We start from the raw sequence: 19,660 nt of genomic DNA, 5'->3' as shown, positions 1-19,660 counted from the left end.
CCCGTCCCGGTCGACGCGGCGCGAGGTCCCGCGCGGGCGACGGCCCGCGCGGGCGCCTAGGCTCAGATCCCGAGGACGCGGTTGCGCTGACGGACGAAGGTGCCCTCGAAGGCGCTCATCATGCCGCCGCTCTTGCGCAGGAACGCCTGGTAGCTGTCGTCGATCCGCGCGGCGATCTCGGAGTGTTCGCGCAGCTCGGCGAAGGCTTCGGCGGAGGCCTCGCCGAAGGCGTCCCAGAGCTCGTCGTTGAACTCCCGGACCTGGACGCCGTGCTCGTTGACCAGCTTCGTGAGGTAGTCGCCGTTCAGCGCCACCAGCTCCTCGTAGGAGTTGGCGTTCTCCTCCAGGCAGGCGGCGCGGATCACGTCCTTCTCCCACTGGCTCAGCGTGCCGTACCACGACGCGTTCATGCCCAGGCAGGCCGCGGTGCCCGGCTCGTGCATGCCGCCGGTGTAGTAGTAGCGCGCGGCCTCGTAGAACTTCATGAAGTAGTCGTTGTAGGGCCCGATCCACTCCGTCGCCTCGATCGTGCCGGAGGCGAGGTTCTCGTAGATCTGCCCGCCCGGAAGCGCGACCGTCGAGACGCCCAGCTTCGACATCACCACGCCGCCCAGGCCCGGGATGCGCATCTTCAGGCCCTTGAGGTCGTCGGGCGAGTTGATCTCCTTCTTGAACCAACCGCCGGCCTGGGTGCCGGTGTTGGAGCACAGCTCGGTCTTCACGCCGAAGGAGCCGGCCAGCTCGTCCCACAGCTCCTGGCCGCCGCCGTACTTCACCCAGGCGTTCAGCTCGGAGGCGACCATGCCGAAGGGCACCGTCGAGAAGTAGACGTAGGCCGGATGCTTGCCGGTGAAGTAGTAGTCGGAGGCGACGTAGGCCTGGCTGTTGCCCGAGGCGACCTCGTCCAGCACGTCGAAGGCGCCCACGCGCTCGCCGGCGGCGAAGTAGGTGGTCTGGAGCTGGCCGTTCGACAGGTCCTGGATCCGCTTCACCAGCCGCTGCACCGAGATGCCGATGCCCGGGAAGTCCCGAGGATAGGCCGAGACGATGATCATCTCCTTGCGGCTCTGCGCGATGGCCGGCGCGGCGAGCGCGCTGCCGACGCCGGCGAGCGCCGCACCTCTGAGGAAACTCCTGCGCTTCATGGGTCTCTCCCTAATCATGGGCCGGCGCCTTTTCGGCCAGCCTTCTTTTGATTCGTTCGCATACGTTATCATCAACGGCGGATACGGAAGGTCCGGAGACGACGCGCACGATCCGCGGCCGTCGCCGACGGTCTCGGCCCGGCCCGGAGGGCGCGGGGATCTTCCGCGGGGGAAGGCGGGGGCGATTGGTTCGGGATCGTCCATCGCCCCCGCGGTCCGCCGCCATGGTTTCTGTTTTCTTGACAGGTTCCGGTCCGCGGGGCAGCGTTTCATGCGGAGGCGATCCGTCCGCTCGACGGGACGCGCGTCCTTGGGGGGCGGGGTGATGGCGCAGGATCGTTCTCAGGCCGCGGCGACCGCCGGGGCGGAGGCCCGGGCCGGGCTGCAGGCGGCCGCGCCCGAGGGGAGCGGGTCGAGACCGGCACCCGACCGCCCGAGACCGCAGAGCCGCGGGCGCCTCGCGCTGGGCACGGCGATCGCCTCGTTGGCGAGCTTCGCCTATCCCGGCCGCGGCGCCTGGGCGGGATCGTGCACCGTCACCTCCTCCACCACGGCGACCTGCAGCGGCGCCGCCGACCCGTCCGACGTCGCCGTCGGCCTCGCCAATCCCGCAGGCGCCATGTTCGTCACGACCGAGCCCGGCTTCGGGTTGAACGTGACCTCGCTCGACGACAGCGCGATCTATCTTTTCCAGAACGCCGGCTTCGTCTCGTTCGTCGACCTGAACGGATCGACCATCCGCGGACGGGAAAGCGGGATCTATCATAACGACGGCGGCGGAGGGCTCCCAGGCGCGGGGCTCGAGATCGTGTCGACCGGCCAGATCGTCGGCGAGACCGGCTACGGAATCCGCTCGGAGTGGCTGAACGTCCGGGGCGCCTCGGTCCAGGGCACGGTGAGCATCGGCGTCGCCGACGTCTATGGCGCGGCCGCCGGCATCTGGGTCTATTCGCGGAGCCTGACGCCGAAGAACTCGGCCGGCCGCGGCACGTACATCACCGCCACCGGGGACGTCCTGAGCGCGGGGACGGGCATCGACCTCAACGCCACCTACGGCAAGGTGAACGTCGGCGACGTCATGGGCGGACGCACCGGCATCCGCGCCGTCGGGCGGGACATCCTCAACGTCGGCACGGGCGACTATCGCTACGGCTACAGCCGCATCACGGCGACCGGCCACGTCCAGGGCGACGCCGAGGACGGGATCGTGGTGCGGGCGTGGGAGACGGCGATCGACGTCGCGACCGTCGCCGGCGGCCGGCACGGGATCGATGTCGAGACCTCGGGCGGCACGGCCTTCCCCGAGAGCGTCTCGGTGACCGCGACCGGCGCGGTGACCGGCACGACCGGCTTCGGGGTCAGGACCACCGGCGTCGGCGTCAAGGTCGAGGTCGCCGAGACCAGCGGCGGCGCGGGCGGCATCTACGCCCGCGGCCAGGACGTGAGCCTGACCTCGCACGGCCAGGTCGAGGGCGGCGCGGGCCACGGCATCGACGCGCAGGCGGGCGGCGCGGGGCTGCGCATCTCGGCCGCCGGCGTGCATGGCGGCGCGGGCGGCATCGTGGCGAAGAAAACCGGAACCGAGGCGCAGACGATCACCGTCACCGGCGAGGTGCGCGGCGACGCCGGCGTGGGGATCTACGCGCGCAACGCGGGCGGCGGCGCGCTGGAGATCACCGCCGGCGCGGTGACCGGGGGCGGGGCCGAGGGGATCGCCGCGCTCAACTACGGCGCGGGGATGAGCGTCTCGGCCTGGGACGTGACCGGCGCCACCCATGGCGTGCGGTCCTTCAACTACGGCACCGGCGGCCTGTCCGTCACGCTCACGGGCGTCGCGCGCGGCACGAGCGGCTACGGCGTCTTCGCCCGCTCCAACGCGGGCGACGCGGTGGTCGAGGTCGGCGGGGCCGCGGGCGCGGTCAACGGGCTCGACCTGCGCGGCTTCGGCGCGGGCGTGGTGCGGGCGACGGCGAGCGGCGACGTCTCCGGCGGATCGGGCTACGGCGTCTTCGCCTACGGCGGCGGCTACACGACGGGGATGGAGATCTCGACCGCCGGCGTGACCGGCGGCTCGGACGGCATAAGCGCTCGGCACATGGGCGGCGGGACGCTGCGCATCGCCGCCTCCGGCGCGGTGCAGGGCGGGACCGGCGCCGGCATCCGCACCTACACCCGCGCAGGCGGCGCGGTGGCGATCGAGCTCGCGGCCGGCGCCTCGGTCGGCGCGGCCTCGGGCGCGGCGATCGTGGACGCGGACGGGGACGCGACGGTCGAGGTCCGCTCCGGCGCCTCGGTCGCGGGGCGGATCCAGCTGGGCGAGGGCGACGACGCGCTGGTCTTCGACGGCGGCGACGCGAGCGGCGTGACCCGGTTCGACGGCGGCGGCGGCTCGGCGGACCGCCTCGCCTTCCGCGACACGACCGGCACGGTGGACGCCGGGCTCGTGGTCGGGTTCGAGGCGGTGGACGTCGAGGCGGGCGCGCTGCTCGAGATGTTCGGCCGGCTGAACGCGACGCTGGGCGTGGCGTCGGGCGGGACGCTCGCCCCCGGCGCGTCGCCCGGGCTGCTGGAGGTCGACGGCGACATGCACATCGCCGCCGGCGGCCTTCTGGAATTCGAGCTGGGCGGCTTGGTCGGCGGGGTCGACTACGACGCGATCGACGTGACCGGCGCGGCGACCTTCGACGGCGGGGCGATCCTGAACGTGAAGCTCGCCGCCGGCTTCCGCCCGGCGCGCGGCACGTCCTTCGACGTCCTCTACGCCGGCGACATCTTCGTCGATGCGCTGGAGGACATCGTGATCGCGGCGGAGGGCCTGCCCAGTTCGTTCTGGGGGCTCGACCTGATCGACGGGGCCGAGGGCGACGTCCTGCGCCTGACCCTGGTGCAGACGCCGGTTCCCGCCTCGGCGCTGCTGTTCGGCTCCGCCATCGCCGCGATGGGATGGCTGGGCGCCGGGCGGCGGCGGCGCGCGCCGGACGGGGCGCGCGAGAGGACCTCCGCGTGATCCGATCCGCCGCGGCCGCCTGCGCCGCGAGCCTGCTGGCCCTCGGCGCCTCCGCGCAGGAGGCCGCCGAGGCGCAGATCGTCGCCACCGGCTGGACGCTGAGCTGCCGCGCCGACGCGGCGGACGCCGCCCCCCTGTGCGAGGCGGCCCAGACGCTCGCCCTGCGCGAGACCGGCCGGACCTTCGCCTCGGTCGTCATCGGCCCCGCCGGCGACGGGTCCACGGCCCTGGTCCTGCGCGCGCAGCTGCCCCACGGCCTCGACATCCCGGCGGGCGTCGGCCTGCTGGTCGACGGGCGGGAGGCCGCGCGCCTCGAGGTGCGCACCAGCGGCCCGGCCGGGCTCTTCGCCCGCACCGCGCTGACCGCCGAGTTGCGCGCCGCGCTGGCGGCGGGGGAGGCGCTGTCGCTCTCCTTCGCGACGCTGGACGGCGGCCGCGCCCAGGCGCCGATGCCGCTGGCGGGCTTCGCCGCCCTCGCCGCGAAGCTCGACTGAGCCGCGATGAGCGAGCCGGCCGATCCCGCGCCCGCGCCCGAGGCGAGCTACTCCGCCTCCCACGGGCTGGCGGCGCGGCTGGCGCGGGCGGGGATGTCGCTGCTGTTCACGTCCTACCAGTCCGGGCGGCTCTACCTCGTCGGCGTGAAGCCCGACGGCGGCCTCAACGTCCACCACACGGCGCTGGCGAAGCCGATGGGGCTGCGCCGCGACGGGGCCGGGGGCTTCGCGATGACCGCCGGCTTCCATGTCCTGCGGTTCGCGAACGCGCTGGCGCCGGGACAGGCGGCGAACGGCATCTTCGACGCCTGCTACGTCCCGCGCCGGGTGCATGTGACCGGCGAGCTCGACGCCCATGACGTGGGCGTGGACGCCGACGGCCGGGTGATCTTCGTCAACACCCGGTTCAACTGCCTCGCCGCCCTGTCGGACCGCCACAGCTTCACGCCGGTCTGGCGCCCGTCCTTCGTCAGCGCCCTGGTGGACGAGGACCGCTGCCACCTCAACGGGCTGGCGATGGCCGACGGGGCGCCGGCCTTCGTCACCGCCGCGTCGCGCTCGGACACCATCGACGGCTGGCGGGACCGGCGGGCGGACGGGGGCGTGGCGATCTCGGTCGCGACCGGCGAGATCGCCTGCGAGGGCCTGTCGATGCCCCACAGCCCGCGGGTGCACGAGGGGCGCCTGTGGCTCCTGAACTCCGGCGCGGGCGAGCTGGGCCGCGTCGAGGACGGCCGCTTCCATCCGGTCGCCTTCGTCCCGGGCTTCGCGCGGGGGCTGACCTTCCACGGCCGCTTCGCCTTCGTCGGCCTCTCGAAACCCCGCTACGCGCGCTTCGAGGGCCTGGCGCTCGACCGGCGCCTGCGCGAGTCCGACAGCACGCCCTGGTGCGGCGTGCAGGTGATCGACGCCGACACCGGCGTCTGCGTGGACTGGTTCCGCATCGACGGGACGGTGGACGAGCTCTACGACGTCGAGGTCGCGCCGGGCGCCCTGTGCCCGATGGCCGTCGCGCCGATGTCGCCGGAAGCCGCGCAGCTGATCGCCCTGCCCCCGGCCTGAAGCCGGCCCTGGGTCCCCCCCGTGGTCCGGCGGCCTCCGTCTCAGACCAGCAGCGCCTCCACCACGATGTCGGCGGCCGACAGCGCCGGCGCGTCGCGCAGCGTCGCGATCAGCGCCGGGTCGCCCGCGCCGTCGCCGTCGGCGTCGTAGCTCAGCGCCCCGGTCGCCGCGTCGTAGAGGAGCACGGCGTCGCCGGTCGCGGGCGCGCCGCCGTCGTCGATGAAGCGGCTCGGCGCCAGCGCGCCGGTCGGCAGCTCCGCGAAGCCGGCGGCGGCGAGGTGCAGCGTATCCTCGCCGGAGACGAAGAGAAGCTCGTCGGCGCCGAAGGCGGGGTCGAGCAGCCAGTAGGCGTCCGCGCCCTCCCCGCCGTCGAGCAGGTCCGCCCCCGCGCCCCCGATCAGCACGTCGTCGCCGGCGACGTCGCCGATCCCGGCGCCGGTCATCGCCGCCCGGCTCCCATCGAGCTGGCAGGAGTCCGGCAGGCCGCTGATCCTGCGGATGTCGATCAACCCGTCGCGCAGGCCGTCGGCCCAGTCCGCCAGCTCGATCGAGGCGCCCGACAGCCGATAGGCGACGCCCTCGCGCCTCAGAACGACAGCGGGGCGTTGTCCTTCACCTCCTTGAGGACGAAGAAGGTTCGGATCTGGCGGACGCCCGGCAGGGTGATCAGCTGGCGGCCGTGCAGCAGGTTGAACCCGGCCATGTCGCGCACCCGCAGCTTCAGCAGATAGTCGAAGTCGCCGGCGACGAGGTTGCAGTCCAGCACCTCCTTCATCCCGCCCACGGCGGCCTCGAAGGCGGCGAAGCTCTCGGGGGTGGAGCGGTCGAGCACCACGCCCACCATCACCAGCGCGCCCAGGCCCACCGCCGCGGGCGCGACCTGCGCCCGGACGCCGGTGATGAAGCCTTCCTCGATCAGCTTCTGGGTCCTCCGATGGCAGGTGGCCGGGCTGACGTTCACCCGCTTGGCCAGGTCGGCGTTGGCGATCCGCCCGTCCGCCTGCAAAGCGCGCAGCATGGCGCGGTCGATTCGGTCGAGCTCGTAGGTGGAAGATTCTTTCATCAGATGCCGCAATTATGATCGGTTCAGGCGCTCGCAAGCGATCATCCCTCGCGGTCCTCGAAAAGTCAGCCCCGACTCTGAAAGCCGTCCTCGCGGCGTTCCTGCTACCGTTTCCCCGGCTCAAACCACCGGAGACGCCCGCATGTCGCTGCTCGCCAAATTCGACCGCCACCCGCTGACCTACGGCCCGACGCCCATCGAACACCTGCCCCGCCTGACCGAGGCGCTGGGCGGCAAGGTGCAGATCTACGCCAAGCGCGACGACTGCAACTCGGGCCTCGCGATGGGGGGCAACAAGCTGCGCAAGCTGGAATACATCGTGCCCGACGCCATCGCCTCGGGCGCCGACACGCTGGTCTCGATCGGCGGCGTGCAGTCGAACCACACCCGCATGGTGGCGGCCACGGCGGCCAAGATCGGCATGAAATGCGTGGTGGTGCAGGAGAAGTGGGTGCCCCACTACGATGCGGTCTACGACCGGGTCGGCAACATCCTGATGACCCGGCTGATGGGCGCGGACTCGCGCCTGGTCGAGGACGGGTTCGACATCGGCATCCGCAAGAGCTGGGAGGACGCGATCCAGTCCGTGCGCGACGCGGGCGGCGTCCCCTACGCGATCCCCGCAGGCGCGAGCGTGCACAAGTACGGCGCGCTGGGCTACATCGGCTTCGCCGAGGAGGTGGCCGAGCAGGAGAAGGAGCTGGGCTTCGCCTTCGACTACATCGTGGTGTGCGTGGTCACCGGCTCGACCCAGGGCGGCATGATCGTGGGCTTCGCCGCCCAGGACCGCGCCGATCGGGTGATCGGCATCGACGCCTCCGCCACGCCCGAGCAGACCCGCGCGCAGGTGCGCCGGATCGTGGACGACGCGGCCGAGCTGGTGGGCCTGGGGCGCGCGGTGCGCGAGGGCGAGATCGTCATCAACCCCGACTACGCCTATCCCGCCTACGGCGTGCCGTCCGAGGCGACAAACGACGCCATCCGCCTCGCGGCGCGGACCGAGGCGATGATCACCGACCCGGTCTACGAGGGGAAGTCGATGCAGGGCATGATCGACCTGACCCGCAAGGGCTTCTTCCCCGAGGGATCGAGGGTGCTCTACGCCCACCTGGGCGGCGCGCCGGCGCTGAACGGCTACAGCTACCACTACCGCGACGGCTGAGCCTCCGCGCGCCCCGTCGGCGTCGGCGTCGGATCGGGGCGCAGGGCCGGACCGTCGGCCTTGCGTCCCCTCTGCGCCGGCGCCGACGACCGCCGCTCCCGACCCGGCTCCCCCGACGCGTCGGCCGCATCGCGCCGGCGGCGCCTCCCCTCCGGGTCGATTGCTGTGGCACCCCCCGGTAGAGCGCTGATATGAAAAGGAGCGGACCGGCGGATTTCCCCAGGGGAACGACGCCGCCGCGGCGTGAGAGGGGGGGTGTGGTTCCGATGACCGATCGCAAGCGCGACGCCGCAGGCCTTGCGGCGCGACGCGTCCAGCGTCGCCGCGGCGCGGGACGCGGCCTCCCCTGCCCAGGCGCGGCCGAAGGGGGCGCGGCCGCGCCTCCGGCGGCGGCCCTGCCGGGCGGCCCTGGATGACGGGGCGGGTGCATGTCGCCGTCATCTACACGGATGCCGGCGGCGGCCACCGGGCGAGCGCCCATGCGCTGAAGGCCTGTCTCGAGGCGACCGGGCGCTACCGGGTGACGCTGGTCAATCCCTACAAGGCGCTGATCCCGCATCTCGACGTCTTCGCCCGGCTGGGCCGGCGCAGCGGCGAGGAGATCTACAACGAGTCGATCCTGCGGCGCGGCCGCGGCGGTCTGGCCTGCTGGCTGTTCTACGCCGGGCTGAAGCTGAACTACGTGGCCTTCGAGGCGCCCGCCACCCGGATCCTGGCGCGGTATTTCGAGGAGGAGGCGCCCGACGTCGCCCTGTCGGTGATGCCGCTGAGCAACCGCGTGATGCTGAACGCGCTGGCCCGCTACCGGGCCTCGGGGCCGCAGGCGCGGGCGGCCGAGGGCGTGGTGCTGATCACCGACTGGGCGGAGCTCGCGCCGGGCCTGTGGTTCCCCGACCGCGACGACTACCACGCGATCTGCGGCACGCCCGAGGCCGCGGCCCACGCGCGCCGGCGGCGCCGGCTGGCGCCGCGGGTCCGGGAGATGGGCGGGCTGCTGGTGCGCCCCGAGGTCGCGGAGGCCGCCCGGCGCCCGGCGCGGCGGGAGGCGCTGGGGCTCGCCCCCGCCCGCCCGGTCGTCACCGTCCTCTACGGCGCCCATGGCAGCGACCGCATGGTCGACCTGGCGCAGGAGATGCGCCGCGTCCCGCATGAGGCGCAGGTGGTCTTCCTGTGCGGCTGGAACGAGGCGGTGGCCGAGCGGCTGCGCGCGCTGGACGCGCCCTTCCCCAGGCAGGTGATCGGCTTCACCGACCGGGTGCCGGACTACCTGTCGGTCAGCGACCTTTTCATCGGCAAGCCCGGTCCCGGCAGCGTCAGCGAGGCGCTGGCGCTGGGCGCGCCGCTCCTGCTCGACCGCAGCCTGGCGCTGCCGCAGGAGGGCGCGGTCCTGCGCCATGTGCTGCGCAACGACCTCGGCGCCGCCTTCGGCTCGCTGGACGAGTTCCGTCGCCGCTACGCCAACGCCCTCTCGGGCTGGAGCGGGGCGCGGCCGCGGCGGCGCGCGCCCAACACCTCGAACGCCGACGTCGTGGCGATCCTCGACGAGATCTCGGCGGGATGCCGCCCCGCCTCCGCCGAGACGCCGGCGCGCGCGCCCGACCCCGCGATGGGCCTCGGATGACCGAGCAGCGCGAGCCTGCCGGCTCCGCGGCGGATCGGGCGCAGCCGACCTTCCGCATCATCTACAACCGGCGCGCCGGGCGCCGGCGCACGGCGCGGTTCGAGGCGGTGCTGGACCGGCTCCGCGCCGCGGGGGCGCGCTGCGAGGTCCTGACCACGACCGCGGCCGGGGACGCCGCCCGCTTCGCGCGGCAAACGACGCTCGAGAGCGCCGACCTGCTGGTGGTGGCGGGCGGCGACGGCACGCTGAACGACACGCTGCAGGGCGTGGGGCCGGACACGCCGCCGCTGGGCCTGATCCCGCTGGGCACGGCGAACGTGCTGGCGCACGAACTGGGCATCGGCCGCGAGCCGGAGGCCATCGTCGCCTGCCTGATGCGCCGCCGGCTGCGCCGCGTGCGGCTGGGCGTGGTGAACGAGCGGCGCTTCATGATGATGGCCGGGGTCGGTCTGGACGCGCAGGTGGTCTCGCAGGTGCGCCGCGCGACCAAGAACCGCTTCGGCAAGGCCGCCTACGTGTTCGAGGCGCTGCGCACCGTCGCGCGCTGGCGCTGCCCCGGGTTCCGCGTGTCGCTGGGCGGCGCGGAGCGCGAGGCCGCCACGGTCGTGATCAGCAACGGCAAGCGCTACGGCGGCGGCTTCGTGCTGGCGCCGCAGGCCGACGTGGCGACGCCGAGCTTCCACGTCACGCTGTTCCCCCCGGGCTCGGCGCTGTCGGTCGCGCTGCGCGCGATGGCGATCCCGCCCGGCCTCGCCCGCCGCTTGGCGCTGGTCGAGGGGGTCGAGGCCGAGACGCTGGAGGTCCTTGAGCCCGCCGGCGCGCCGGTCCAGGCCGACGGCGACGTGGTCGCGAGGCTGCCGGCCCGCTTCTCCTTCAGCCCCGACCCGGTGCGGATCTGCGCGCCGGACGGGGAGGCCTGAGCCCAGCCCCAACTGTTCCGCGCCCGACGACATCCGCGGCGCGCGGGCGCGACCGTCGCGCGACCTGCGGCGCCCCGGGTGCCGCGCGTGCGGTACTTGCGCCGGAGGCGGCGGGCGGGGGCGAAAGGGCTTGCAATGCCCGCGCCCCTGCCCTTTTTCGGAGGCCCTGCGTCCCCGGCCGCCCGGCCGGCGCGGCGCGAGCTTACACCCCCAGCACGTGCAGGAGGACCATGGCCGAGACGATCAGCGAATTGCGGGCGTTCGACGGTCCGGGCTGGCGCACGCTGGAAGGCGCGCTGGCGGGAAGCCTGACCGCGCATGGCGACGCGATCAAGGCGTTGGCGCGCGAGCGCCGCTTCGCCGCCGGCGAGTGGATCGTGCGCCAGGGCGAGGCCGCCGACACGCTCTACATCCTCAACGCCGGCTCGGTGGACGTGATCGACGTCTCGGGCGGGGAGGAGCACCTGCTCGCGAGCCTGGTCGCCGGGGAGTTCGTGGGCGAGATCGCCTTTCTCGACGGCGCCGCCCGCTCGGCCGGCGTGCGGGCGCGCGAGGACGTCGTGGCGCTGGAGGTGCGCGAGGCGGACCTGCGCGCCCTCCCTTCCGGCGACACGGTCAGCCTGGCGCTGAAGGCCGCCATCGGCGCCACGCTCGCCAAGCGCGTCCGGCGCAACAACGACAAGTACGTCGCCGCGATGGAGCGCGAGGTCGAGGCGCTGCAGGAGCGGCGCGCCTTCGGCCTGTTCTACATCTACTCCATCGCCGTGCTGGGCCTGGGGATGGTCACCTACGGCCTGATCCTCGAGAACCTGTGGGACATCGACCCGCGCTCGACCATCTTCTCCTGGCAGTACCTGGCGATGATGATGCTGCCCACGATGATCGTGGCGCATGTGCTGGGCGTGCCGCGCCGGACCATGGGGCTGACGCACGAGGGGCTGGGCCGCTCGATCCTCGAGGGGACGGCGATCGGGCTGGTGCTGTTCGCCGCGGTGGGCGCGCTGGCGATGATCCTCGGCGGCAAGAGCCTCTCGGACCTCTCGGTGCGCTTCGACTGGCTGGCGCTGGGCGCCTACGCGCTGCACTCCTTCCTGCAGGAGCTGTTCGGGCGCGGCTTCCTGCAGACCGCCTTCCAGCGCTTCCTGGGCGACGAGAACGGGTTCCTCTCGGTGGTGCTGTCGGCGGGCATGTTCAGCGTCTTCCACGTGCATTTCGGCCTGATGGCGGTGGGGCTGACCTTCGCGGGCGGCATGGTCTTCGGCGCGATCTTCCTGCGCCATCGCAACATCGCGGGCGTGACCATCGCCCATATCCTGCCGGGCGCGGCGGGCTTCGCCTTCGGGATCATGGGCTAGCCGGGGGCGCGGACGACCAGGGGGGGCGCGCGACGATGACCGATCCGAAGCCGGGCGCGGGGCGCTACGACGTCGCCGTGGTCACCACGGCGGCCCTGCCGTGGCGCACGGGGCCCGCGTATTTCTCGATCTGGCACGCCGGAGGGCTGAAGGCGCTGGGGCTGCGCGTGGTCTACGTGGTGCCCTGGGTCGAGCCCGAGGGGCAGCGCCTGTGGGGCGGGCCGGTGCACGCGACCTTCGCCGATCACGCCGCCGCCCTGCACGAGGAGGCCGCGCGGATCGGCTGCCCGCCGCTGCCCGACATCGTCCCCTATCCCGCCCGCGTGTGGTGGACCGCCCGCTCGATCGTGCCGCAGGGCGACGTCTTCGCCGCCGTGCCCCCCGCCGAGGCGCTGGTGCTGCATGAGCCCGAGCACCTCGCCTGGGGGCCCTGGACCCGCCCGCGCCGGCGGCTGGACGCGCGCCGGGTCGTGGGCGTGGTGATGACGAATTACGAGGACTACATCCGCTCGGCCCACCAGCACCGGCGGCTGCCGCTGGCGCTGACCGACCGGGCCGCGCGCCTCGCCACCCGCTACCACCGCAGCCGGATCGACCGGCACGTGGACGTGGCCGTGCCCCTGTCCGGCGCGGTCGAGGAGGTGGTGGACGTCGGCGGGCGGATGCGCCGCGCGCAGGTGACCGGCGTGCCCGCGCCCTGGGCCGCGGCGCCGCCGGTGACGCCCGACACGCGCGGGATCTATTTCCTCGGCCGCCTGATCTGGGAGAAGGGCCTGGGCGACGTGATCGAGATCGCGCGGCGCACCGGCCTGCCCGTCGACGTGATCGGCGAGGGCGGCGACGGCGAGGCGATCCGCGCGCGGGCCAGGGACGCCGGCGCGCCCCTGACCTTCCACGGCGCCTCGGGCGAGCCCTGGACGCTGATCGGTCCGCACCGCGTGTTCCTCAATCCCTCGCGCAGCGAGGTGCTGTGCACCACCACGGCCGAGGCGCTGGTCGCCGGGCGGCACGTGGTGATCCCCGACTGCCCCGCCAACGCGCCCTTCGCGGCCTATCCCAACGCGCATCTCTACACCGATCTCGACGGCGCGGTCGCGGCGCTGGAGCGCGCGATGGCCGAGCCGCCGGCGCCGCCGGACGCGGCGCGGCGCGCCTTCGACTGGATGCAGGCCTGCCGCACGGTGGCCGGCCTCGCCGGGTTCGAGACCGCGGCGGCCGGGGCGCCCGGCGCCTGAGGCGCCGCCGGCACGGCCCCGGACGAGGGCGGCGGGCGGGATGCCGCGCCCGGCGATGGGACTTGCCTGCGGGCCTTGGAGTCCGTCACTAATTCCGGATGCGGCTTCGTCCGAGCCCGCCGGCGCATCCGCCGGGCGGGCCGGAGGCGTAGACGAGGCGCAGGGGGGAATTCTGGATGTCCGACCGTCGACCCGGGCGCATCGCCCGCAGCCATTACGAGATCGACCTCGCACGCTATCACCGCGACTTCGCCATCGACTTCGGCGGCTTCCTCGTCGGCTTTCTGTGGCTCCTGCACGCGCAGCACCCGCTGGCGATCGCCGCGGCCTACGTGCTGGCCACCGTCTCGCTGCACCGGGCGAGCATCTTCGGCCACGACATCGTGCACCACTTCCACGACCCGCGCCTGCGCCGCTTCCGGCTGCTGTGGGACCACACGGTGGGGGCCGTGTGCCTCGCGCCCGTGGTGCGCTTCAAGCGGCCGCACCAGGTCCACCACAGCCCCGGCCTGTTCCGCACGCAGATCGATCCGCAGTACCTGACCCTGCGCCGCGATCCGCGCCTGGCGCTGAGCGTCCTGGTCCTCGCCCCCGTGGTCATGCCGCTGGTGGGGCTGGCGCAGGCGCTGATCGCGGCCTTCGGCGGGGTCAGGGCCGAGGCCGCCATGGCGGACCTGTTCGAGCGGCGCGGCCTGAACCCCGCCAACGTGCCCGAACCCGCCTACCGCGCCCAGGTCGTGGCCCGCAGCCGGGTCTACGTGGCGATGCTGGCCGCGCTCGCGATCCTCGCCCCGCAGGCGCTGCTTCCGCTCTACGCCGTGCTGGTCGGGGGCTGGCTGCTGCTGACCCTGCGCGTGCCGCTGGAGCATGGGCTGGAGGAGATGCTGGACCGGCGCTCCGACTGGAACGACCAGTTGATCGACAGCTACACGATCGAGTCGCCGCTGGCCGACCTGCTGCAGCCCCACGGCATGAAGTACCACACCGCCCACCACCTCTATCCGGGCGTGCCCTATCACAACCTCGCCCGACTGCACGCCGAGCTGAAGGCGGCGGATCCCGTCTACCGCGAGAGCGTCATCACGCTCTGGGACGCGATCCGCGGCCCGGCGCTCGGCCGCACGCTGGAGGCCTAGTCGATCCATGGCGCCCCTGGGACTTCTCGTCGTCGGCGCCGGCTGGGCCGGGCTCTACGCCGCAAAATACGCCCGCGCCGCGGGCCTCGAGGTGATGCTGCTGGAGGGGCGCGAGGACCTCGGCGGCGTGTGGAACTACAGCGACGACCCCGGCGTCGTCACGGTGATGCGCAACACCGTTTCCTCCTCCTCGCGGCACGTGACCGAGGCCTCGGACCTGTCGATGGGCGAGGCGGCCGGCAACTTCTTCCGCCACGAGGACGCGCTGGCCTTCCTGCGCGCCTATGCCGAGCGCTTCGGCCTGAGCGACCGCATCGTGACCGGCGCCAAGGTGGCCGAGGCGCGCAAGGAGGACGGGATCTGGCGGGTCGAGACCGCCGACGGCCGCGTCTTTCGGGCCGAGCGGCTGGCGATCGCGACCGGCGTCCACCAGCGCCGCCGCCCGATCACGGGGCCCGCGGCGGGCTTCGCCGGCAAGCTCGTCCACGCGGGCGACCTGAAGCATCCGCTGGACCTGGGCGCCGGGCCGGGGGATCACGTGGTGGTCTACGGCGGCGGCGAGACGGCGGCCGACATCATCCACGACCTCGCGAGCGGGACCGGCGCCGACGTGACCTGGGCGATCCGCGGCGGGCAGCATTTCTTCCGCAAGGCCCCGATCAAGCGCGACGCGCCGCCGGGCCACTACGACCGCAACGACATGCCCCTCGACGAGTATTCCTCGGTGGTGATGGGCCTGCTGACCACGGTCCACAAGGGCTCCCCGGGGCGGCGGACGATCGCCAGCGTGGCGAGCTCGGGCAGCCTCTTCGCCTACCAGGGCCACGGCGTGGCGGAGTGGACCAACGACATCCGCTGGTTCCGCCAGTTCTTCAACAAGAACGGCCACGCGGTCGAGCATGTCTGGAACGGCCGGGTGACGCCCGCGCGCGGCGTCGCCTCCTGCGACGGCGACCGCGTGACCTTCGAGGACGGCCGCTCGGTCCGGGCCACGCACCTGGTCTGCTCCTTCGGCTACGAGGCCGACTTCGCCTTCCTGCCCGAGGCGCTGCGCGCGACGCCGACCGACCGGCTCTATCGCCTCGTCGTGCATCCCGACGACCCCTCGCTGACCTTCTTCGGCTTCGCGCGGCCCACGATCCTGTCGCTGCCCTACATGATCGAGCTCCAGTGCCTGTTCGCGCAGCGGATGTGGTCGGGCGAGGTGACGCTGCCGGGCCCGCGGGAGATGCGCGAGACCGCCGACCGGCAGGCCGAGGAGCTGGACGCGCTGTTCGGCTACGAACGCTCGAACCGCAACATCGTCTGCCCGTTCTGGTACCTGGGCGTGATGATGGAGGCGATGGAGCTGAGCGGCTACCGCCGCCTGCTGCGCCGCTTCGATCCGCGGCGCGACTGGCGGCTGTTCTCGCAGCTTCTGCGGGCGCCGGCCTCGCCCCTGCTGCTGCGGATGCTGGTGGCGGACTACGGGCCGGAGGAGCGGGCGCGCATCGACCGCTACGTGACGCCCATGATGTTCGGCTTCCGGCGGGAGGAGAAGGTCTCGCTGGCGCGCTACGTGGCGACCTACGCGGCGGTCATCGGCCTGACGCGCCTGCTGCGGATCGACCAGATCCTGGAGCGGATCGCGAAGCGGCGCATCGCGCGCCGGGGCCGCGCGGTCCCGCTGCGCCAGGCGCCGCCGCGGCCGGCCGCGACGCCCGCCGCGGCCGAGGCGCCCGCGCCGCTGTCAGCGGCGGAGTGAGACGGCGGGCAGCGTGCGCCCGCCGAGGTAGAGGACCAGCACCGTCCCCATGACGGCGACGTGGAACGTGCCGTAGAGCCCCAGCCCCGCCACCGAGACGCCGAGCGGCGGCAGCATTCCCGTCGCGATCATCAGCGCCGCGGCCAGCGGCAGCAGCGGCGAGGCCTCGCCCCGCAGGGCCGCGCGCCCCGACAGGATCAGCAGCGCCAGCACCACCACCAGCTGCGCGGCGAGCGGCACGAAGAAGTTGTCCTCCAGCAGGATGTGGACCACGACCGCGGCCGCCGCCGCCGCGCCGGCGAGGATCGTGATCCGCCCCGCCCGCCTGCCCAGGAACGCCCGCGCGGTCATCGCCAGCAGCGCCAGCGAGGAGACCGTCGCGACGATGCGCGTCGCGGCCTTCATCGCGGGGTTCAGCGGGTGGTGCGTCGGCTCGAGGAAGGTGTGGTCGATCGCCCCCAGCAGGAAGGCGAGCGCGCCGAGGAACAGGTAGGCCGCGAAGGCGAAGGCCGGCGAGCCTGGCGCCATCTCCCGCCGCGCGGCGAGCCCCGCGAGGAAGAAGGCCTCGCACGCAAGGATCACGTCGGTCAGAGCCGAAATCTCGAGGTCCGTCATCCTGGGCATCCGTCTGGACCGGCGCGGGCGCGTCCGGAAATGCGTTTCACGCCCGCAATTTGCACGTCGGCGCCCCTGATGTATACGGAATCGCACATCGAAGATCGGCCGGGCGACCCTCCGGCGCCGCGGGCAGGAGACGCGCCATGTTCGGCTATCGCCACGCCGTGCTCGACCATTGCGCCGCCCTGCTGGGCGATCGCGGCGCGGGGCTGCGCGCGCTCGACTTCGGCGCCGGCGACGGCTGGTTCGCCGAGAAGTTCCCCGAGCGGGGGCTCGCCGGCTCGGTCGTCGCGCTCGACGTGCGCCGGGCGCGCGGCGCGCGGGTGGAGCCGATGCTCTACCCCGGCGGCGACCTGCCCTTCGAGGACCGCGCCTTCGACCTCGTCTACGCGGTCGACGTGCTGCACCACTGCGACGACCCCGAGGCGAGCCTGCGGGAGCTGATGCGCTGTTCGGCGCGCTACGTGCTGCTCAAGGACCACGTCCACGCCACCCGGGCCGGCTTCGCGATGCTGTGCATGATGGACGAGGTGGGCAACCGCCTGGCCGGCGTGCCCTGCCCCTACCGCTACCAGCGGGACTGGTCGTGGCGCCCGGTGATGGCGGCGGGCGGGTTCGTGGAGGACGGGATGGTCCACCCCGCGCGCTGCCACCCGCTGCTGCCGCGGTTCCTCTCGGACGAGCTTCAGTTCGTGGGGCTCTGGCGGCGCGAGGGCCCCTGACGCCGTTCGCCGCGCGTGAGATCGCTCAGGCGGCCACCGCGCGCAGCTCGCCGACGAAGCGGGCGAGACGGTCCTCGAGGTCGGTCTCCGCCTTCCAGCCGAGCTCCTGCAAGGCGCGCGACGGGTCGCCCACGAAGCGGCCGACGTCGAAATTGCGCGCCGGCGCGTCGACGATCTCGAGCCCCGGCGCCGCGTGGCGCGACACCGAGCGGGCGAGATCCTCGAGCGTCGTTCCCCGGCCGGAGACGAAGTGGAGCGGCGGCAGCCGCTCGCCCCGCGCGCTGGCCTCGACCAGGCGGAACAGGCCGTCGACCGCGTCCTCGACCGCGGTGAAGTCGAAGGTGTTGCCGCGCCCTTCCATGCGGATCACGCCGCCCCGCGCGGCGGCCGCGGCGAAGGCGGGGACCACGCGGTCGGGATGGTCCTGCGGGCATCCGAACACGCTCGAGAACCGGCAGATGTTGGCGACCATGCCCTCGTCGCGCAGCGCCTGCACGACCCCCTCGCCCGCCACCTTGCTGCGGGCGTAGACGTTCATCGGGGCGAAGGGCGCATGCTCGGGGACGGGGAGGGTCTCCTGCTCGCCGTAAACCTCGCGGCTGCTGGCGAAGACCATGAAGCGGCCGCTCCGCGCGAGGCCGCCTTCGCGCAGCGTCTCGAGCGGGACGACGTTGGTGCGCCAGCACAGGTCGGGGTCCCGCTCCCCCCAGACCACGCGGGAGACGGCGGCGAGGTGCACGACGCCCGTGGCTCCCTCCAGCGCCTGCGCGAACCGGTCGGGATCGCGGATGTCCTCTTCGGGGGTTCGGGCGTGGTCGAAGGGCCGGAAGGCGATCCCAGCGCGCTCGAACCGCGCGCAGAGATGACGGCCGATGAGGCCGGAGGCTCCAGTGACCAGAATCATGATCGCCAGCGACCTCCGATTTCCTTACGCATCACATTCAATGACTAACGCCATATCCGCGGCGAGGCCAACACTCGAGACCGGCCTGAGGAAATGCCGCAGAGGGCGGGCGGGAGGCCGGGTCTGACCGGTCCCCGCGCCCGCCCGTCGGGCTCAGAAGATGAAGTCCGAGGAGCCCATCAGGTTCACGTTCCAGCCCGTGATCTCGAGGCTGCCGTCGCCGCCCAGCGCGTCGAGGTCGATGATGACCACGCCGCCCGCGCGGTTCTGGGAGGCGGCCTTCACGTCGCCGACCGAGGTGGTGATATCGATGTTGAGCGCGCGCAGGTTCAGCACGTCCTCGCCGTCGGTCCAGTCGGTGATCAGGTCGTCGCCGGAATGGCGGCCGATGCGGAAGACGTCGGCCTGGGAGCCGCCGGTCATCTCGTCGTCGCCGCCGCCGCCGACGATCAGGTCCTCGCCCGAGCCGCCCTTGAGCACGTCGTCGCCGGCCTTGCCGAACAGCCGGTCGAAGCCGCCGCCGCCCTCGACCACGTCCTCGCCGTCGCCGCCGATCACGGTGTCGTTGCCCTCTCCGGCCAGGATGCGACCCTCGACCGTCGAGCCCTTGCCGCCCCGGTAGAGGTCGTTGCCGTCGTCGAGGAGGAGATCGCCGTCGATCGAGCCGTCGCGGTTCAGGACCTTGTCGGCGACGGCGCCCGTATCCACGTCGCCCACGATCCGCCCGCCGTTGTTGCGCAGCAGGTCCGCGCCGTCCCCGAGGGCGACATCGCCAGCGATCAGGCCGGAGTTCTGCACGACGTCGATCCCGGTGGAGCCCGAGAAGGCGTTGGCGCCGAGGCTCGAGATCTCGCCGCTGTTGCGCAGCGTGCCCTCCGGCCCGCTCATCACCACCGCCACCGCCGCCGAGGTGATGATCCCTGTGTTCAGGAGCGACCCGCCCGTCGACAGGGAGACGCCGACCGAGGTGACGCCGTGGATGAGGCCGTGGTTGACGACCTGTCCGTCGGCCGCGTCCATGATCACGCCGCGGCTGGCCGCCATCGTCCCAAAGTTCGTGACCTTGCTGCTTGCGCCCAGCATCTGCACCGCGGCGTCGCTCAGGCCCTGGACCAGGCCGTGGTTGATCACGACATGGCTGTTGCCGTTCAGCTCGATCCCGTCGCTGGCTCCGGTGATGCTGCCTCCCGGGTCGACCGTGACCTTGAGCGCGCTGGATCCGCCGTCCGAGCTGACCGCATCCCCGTCCTCGGAGAAGATCGACCCCAGGACGACCAGCGAGACCGAGCTGAGCCCGGCGAAGTCGAAGGCGTCGCCGAACCCCTGGATCGACAGGCGTCCGCTTGCGACCACCACGACCATGTCGCCGTTGCCGGCAGGCGTGAACCCGTCGGAATCTGTGCCTATGAACTGCAGCGTCATGGGAAAGCCTCCCTGTTCCCCCGCGAACCCCGCTCCCCGGGCGCCGGATG

Annotated in this window: 17 protein-coding genes; 11 read left to right on the top strand and 6 right to left on the bottom strand. The window is 73.1% G+C overall.

Going from position 1 to position 19,660, the window contains the following annotated elements:
- Nucleotides 1–62: 62 nt before the first annotated feature.
- Entirely contained in the window at nt 63–1,145 is a 1,083-nt protein-coding gene (locus P2H44_RS19875; protein ID WP_275766339.1) for a TRAP transporter substrate-binding protein, read from the bottom strand.
- 484 nt (nt 1,146–1,629) lie between these two features.
- On the opposite strand from P2H44_RS19875, the gene P2H44_RS19870 reads away from it, so the two are divergent.
- From P2H44_RS19870 to P2H44_RS19860, 3 genes are read left to right on the top strand one after another with little or no spacing between them, the layout of a single operon-like run.
- Nucleotides 1,630–4,152 carry a beta strand repeat-containing protein gene (locus P2H44_RS19870; protein ID WP_275766337.1) on the top strand — a complete coding sequence of 841 codons (2,523 nt, stop codon included), beginning with the start codon at nt 1,630–1,632 and terminating at the stop codon, nt 4,150–4,152.
- A complete protein-coding gene (locus P2H44_RS19865; protein ID WP_275766335.1) occupies nt 4,149–4,646 on the top strand; it encodes an invasion associated locus B family protein in 498 nt (165 codons plus the stop codon). The genes P2H44_RS19870 and P2H44_RS19865 overlap by 4 nt, the downstream gene beginning before the upstream one ends.
- Before the next feature lie 6 nt (nt 4,647–4,652).
- Nucleotides 4,653–5,708, top strand: coding sequence for a TIGR03032 family protein (locus P2H44_RS19860; RefSeq protein ID WP_275766333.1), 1,056 nt, complete (start codon nt 4,653–4,655; stop codon nt 5,706–5,708).
- 41 nt (nt 5,709–5,749) lie between these two features.
- On the opposite strand, the gene P2H44_RS19855 is transcribed toward P2H44_RS19860, so the two are convergent.
- Both P2H44_RS19855 and P2H44_RS19850 read right to left on the bottom strand, forming a co-directional pair.
- The gene (locus tag P2H44_RS19855) at nt 5,750–6,151 is read right to left on the bottom strand and encodes a calcium-binding protein (RefSeq protein WP_275766331.1); all 402 of its coding nucleotides are present in this window, start codon (nt 6,149–6,151) and stop codon (nt 5,750–5,752) included.
- Nucleotides 6,152–6,294: 143 nt separating this feature from the next.
- Nucleotides 6,295–6,771, bottom strand: coding sequence for an Lrp/AsnC family transcriptional regulator (locus P2H44_RS19850; protein WP_275766329.1), 477 nt, complete (start codon nt 6,769–6,771; stop codon nt 6,295–6,297).
- Nucleotides 6,772–6,913: 142 nt separating this feature from the next.
- Here P2H44_RS19850 and P2H44_RS19845 point away from each other — a divergent pair, with 142 nt between their 5' ends.
- The 7 genes from P2H44_RS19845 to P2H44_RS19815 all read left to right on the top strand — a co-directional run bounded on the left by P2H44_RS19845 (nt 6,914) and on the right by P2H44_RS19815 (nt 15,944).
- Entirely contained in the window at nt 6,914–7,933 is a 1,020-nt protein-coding gene (locus P2H44_RS19845; RefSeq protein WP_275766326.1) for a 1-aminocyclopropane-1-carboxylate deaminase, read from the top strand.
- A 412-nt stretch (nt 7,934–8,345) separates the two neighbouring features.
- Complete coding sequence (locus P2H44_RS19840) at nt 8,346–9,554, top strand: glycosyltransferase (protein WP_275766324.1); 1,209 nt, start codon at nt 8,346–8,348, stop codon at nt 9,552–9,554.
- A complete protein-coding gene (locus P2H44_RS19835) occupies nt 9,551–10,474 on the top strand; it encodes a diacylglycerol/lipid kinase family protein (RefSeq protein WP_275766322.1) in 924 nt (307 codons plus the stop codon). The genes P2H44_RS19840 and P2H44_RS19835 overlap by 4 nt, the downstream gene beginning before the upstream one ends.
- A 230-nt stretch (nt 10,475–10,704) precedes the next feature.
- Complete coding sequence (locus tag P2H44_RS19830) at nt 10,705–11,829, top strand: cyclic nucleotide-binding domain-containing protein (RefSeq protein ID WP_275766320.1); 1,125 nt, start codon at nt 10,705–10,707, stop codon at nt 11,827–11,829.
- A gap of 35 nt (nt 11,830–11,864) precedes the next feature.
- Nucleotides 11,865–13,064 (top strand): glycosyltransferase, encoded by a 1,200-nt coding sequence (locus tag P2H44_RS19825; RefSeq protein ID WP_275766318.1) that lies wholly within the window; start codon nt 11,865–11,867, stop codon nt 13,062–13,064.
- Nucleotides 13,065–13,240: 176 nt separating this feature from the next.
- Nucleotides 13,241–14,200 carry a fatty acid desaturase gene (locus tag P2H44_RS19820; protein WP_275766315.1) on the top strand — a complete coding sequence of 320 codons (960 nt, stop codon included), beginning with the start codon at nt 13,241–13,243 and terminating at the stop codon, nt 14,198–14,200.
- A gap of 7 nt (nt 14,201–14,207) precedes the next feature.
- Nucleotides 14,208–15,944 carry a flavin-containing monooxygenase gene (locus tag P2H44_RS19815; protein ID WP_275766313.1) on the top strand — a complete coding sequence of 579 codons (1,737 nt, stop codon included), beginning with the start codon at nt 14,208–14,210 and terminating at the stop codon, nt 15,942–15,944.
- Here P2H44_RS19815 and P2H44_RS19810 read toward each other — a convergent pair.
- On the bottom strand, nt 15,930–16,559 hold the full coding sequence (locus P2H44_RS19810) for a DUF6962 family protein (RefSeq protein ID WP_275766311.1): 630 nt from the start codon (nt 16,557–16,559) through the stop codon (nt 15,930–15,932). The genes P2H44_RS19815 and P2H44_RS19810 overlap by 15 nt on opposite strands.
- A gap of 146 nt (nt 16,560–16,705) precedes the next feature.
- Here P2H44_RS19810 and P2H44_RS19805 point away from each other — a divergent pair, with 146 nt between their 5' ends.
- Nucleotides 16,706–17,284 carry a class I SAM-dependent methyltransferase gene (locus P2H44_RS19805; RefSeq protein ID WP_275766308.1) on the top strand — a complete coding sequence of 193 codons (579 nt, stop codon included), beginning with the start codon at nt 16,706–16,708 and terminating at the stop codon, nt 17,282–17,284.
- Nucleotides 17,285–17,309: 25 nt separating this feature from the next.
- Here the strand turns inward: P2H44_RS19805 and P2H44_RS19800 are convergent, their stop codons facing one another.
- Both P2H44_RS19800 and P2H44_RS19795 read right to left on the bottom strand, forming a co-directional pair.
- Nucleotides 17,310–18,188 carry an NAD-dependent epimerase/dehydratase family protein gene (locus tag P2H44_RS19800; protein WP_275766306.1) on the bottom strand — a complete coding sequence of 293 codons (879 nt, stop codon included), beginning with the start codon at nt 18,186–18,188 and terminating at the stop codon, nt 17,310–17,312.
- Between the two features lie 153 nt (nt 18,189–18,341).
- A complete protein-coding gene (locus P2H44_RS19795) occupies nt 18,342–19,610 on the bottom strand; it encodes a calcium-binding protein (RefSeq protein ID WP_275766304.1) in 1,269 nt (422 codons plus the stop codon).
- Nucleotides 19,611–19,660 lie beyond the last annotated feature (50 nt).

Source organism: Albimonas marina, assembly GCF_029223255.1.
In the GTDB taxonomy this organism is placed as follows: domain Bacteria; phylum Pseudomonadota; class Alphaproteobacteria; order Rhodobacterales; family Rhodobacteraceae; genus Albimonas.
The sequence above is the reverse complement of the archived record's forward strand: the minus strand, read 5'-3'. Positions and strand labels throughout refer to the sequence as shown.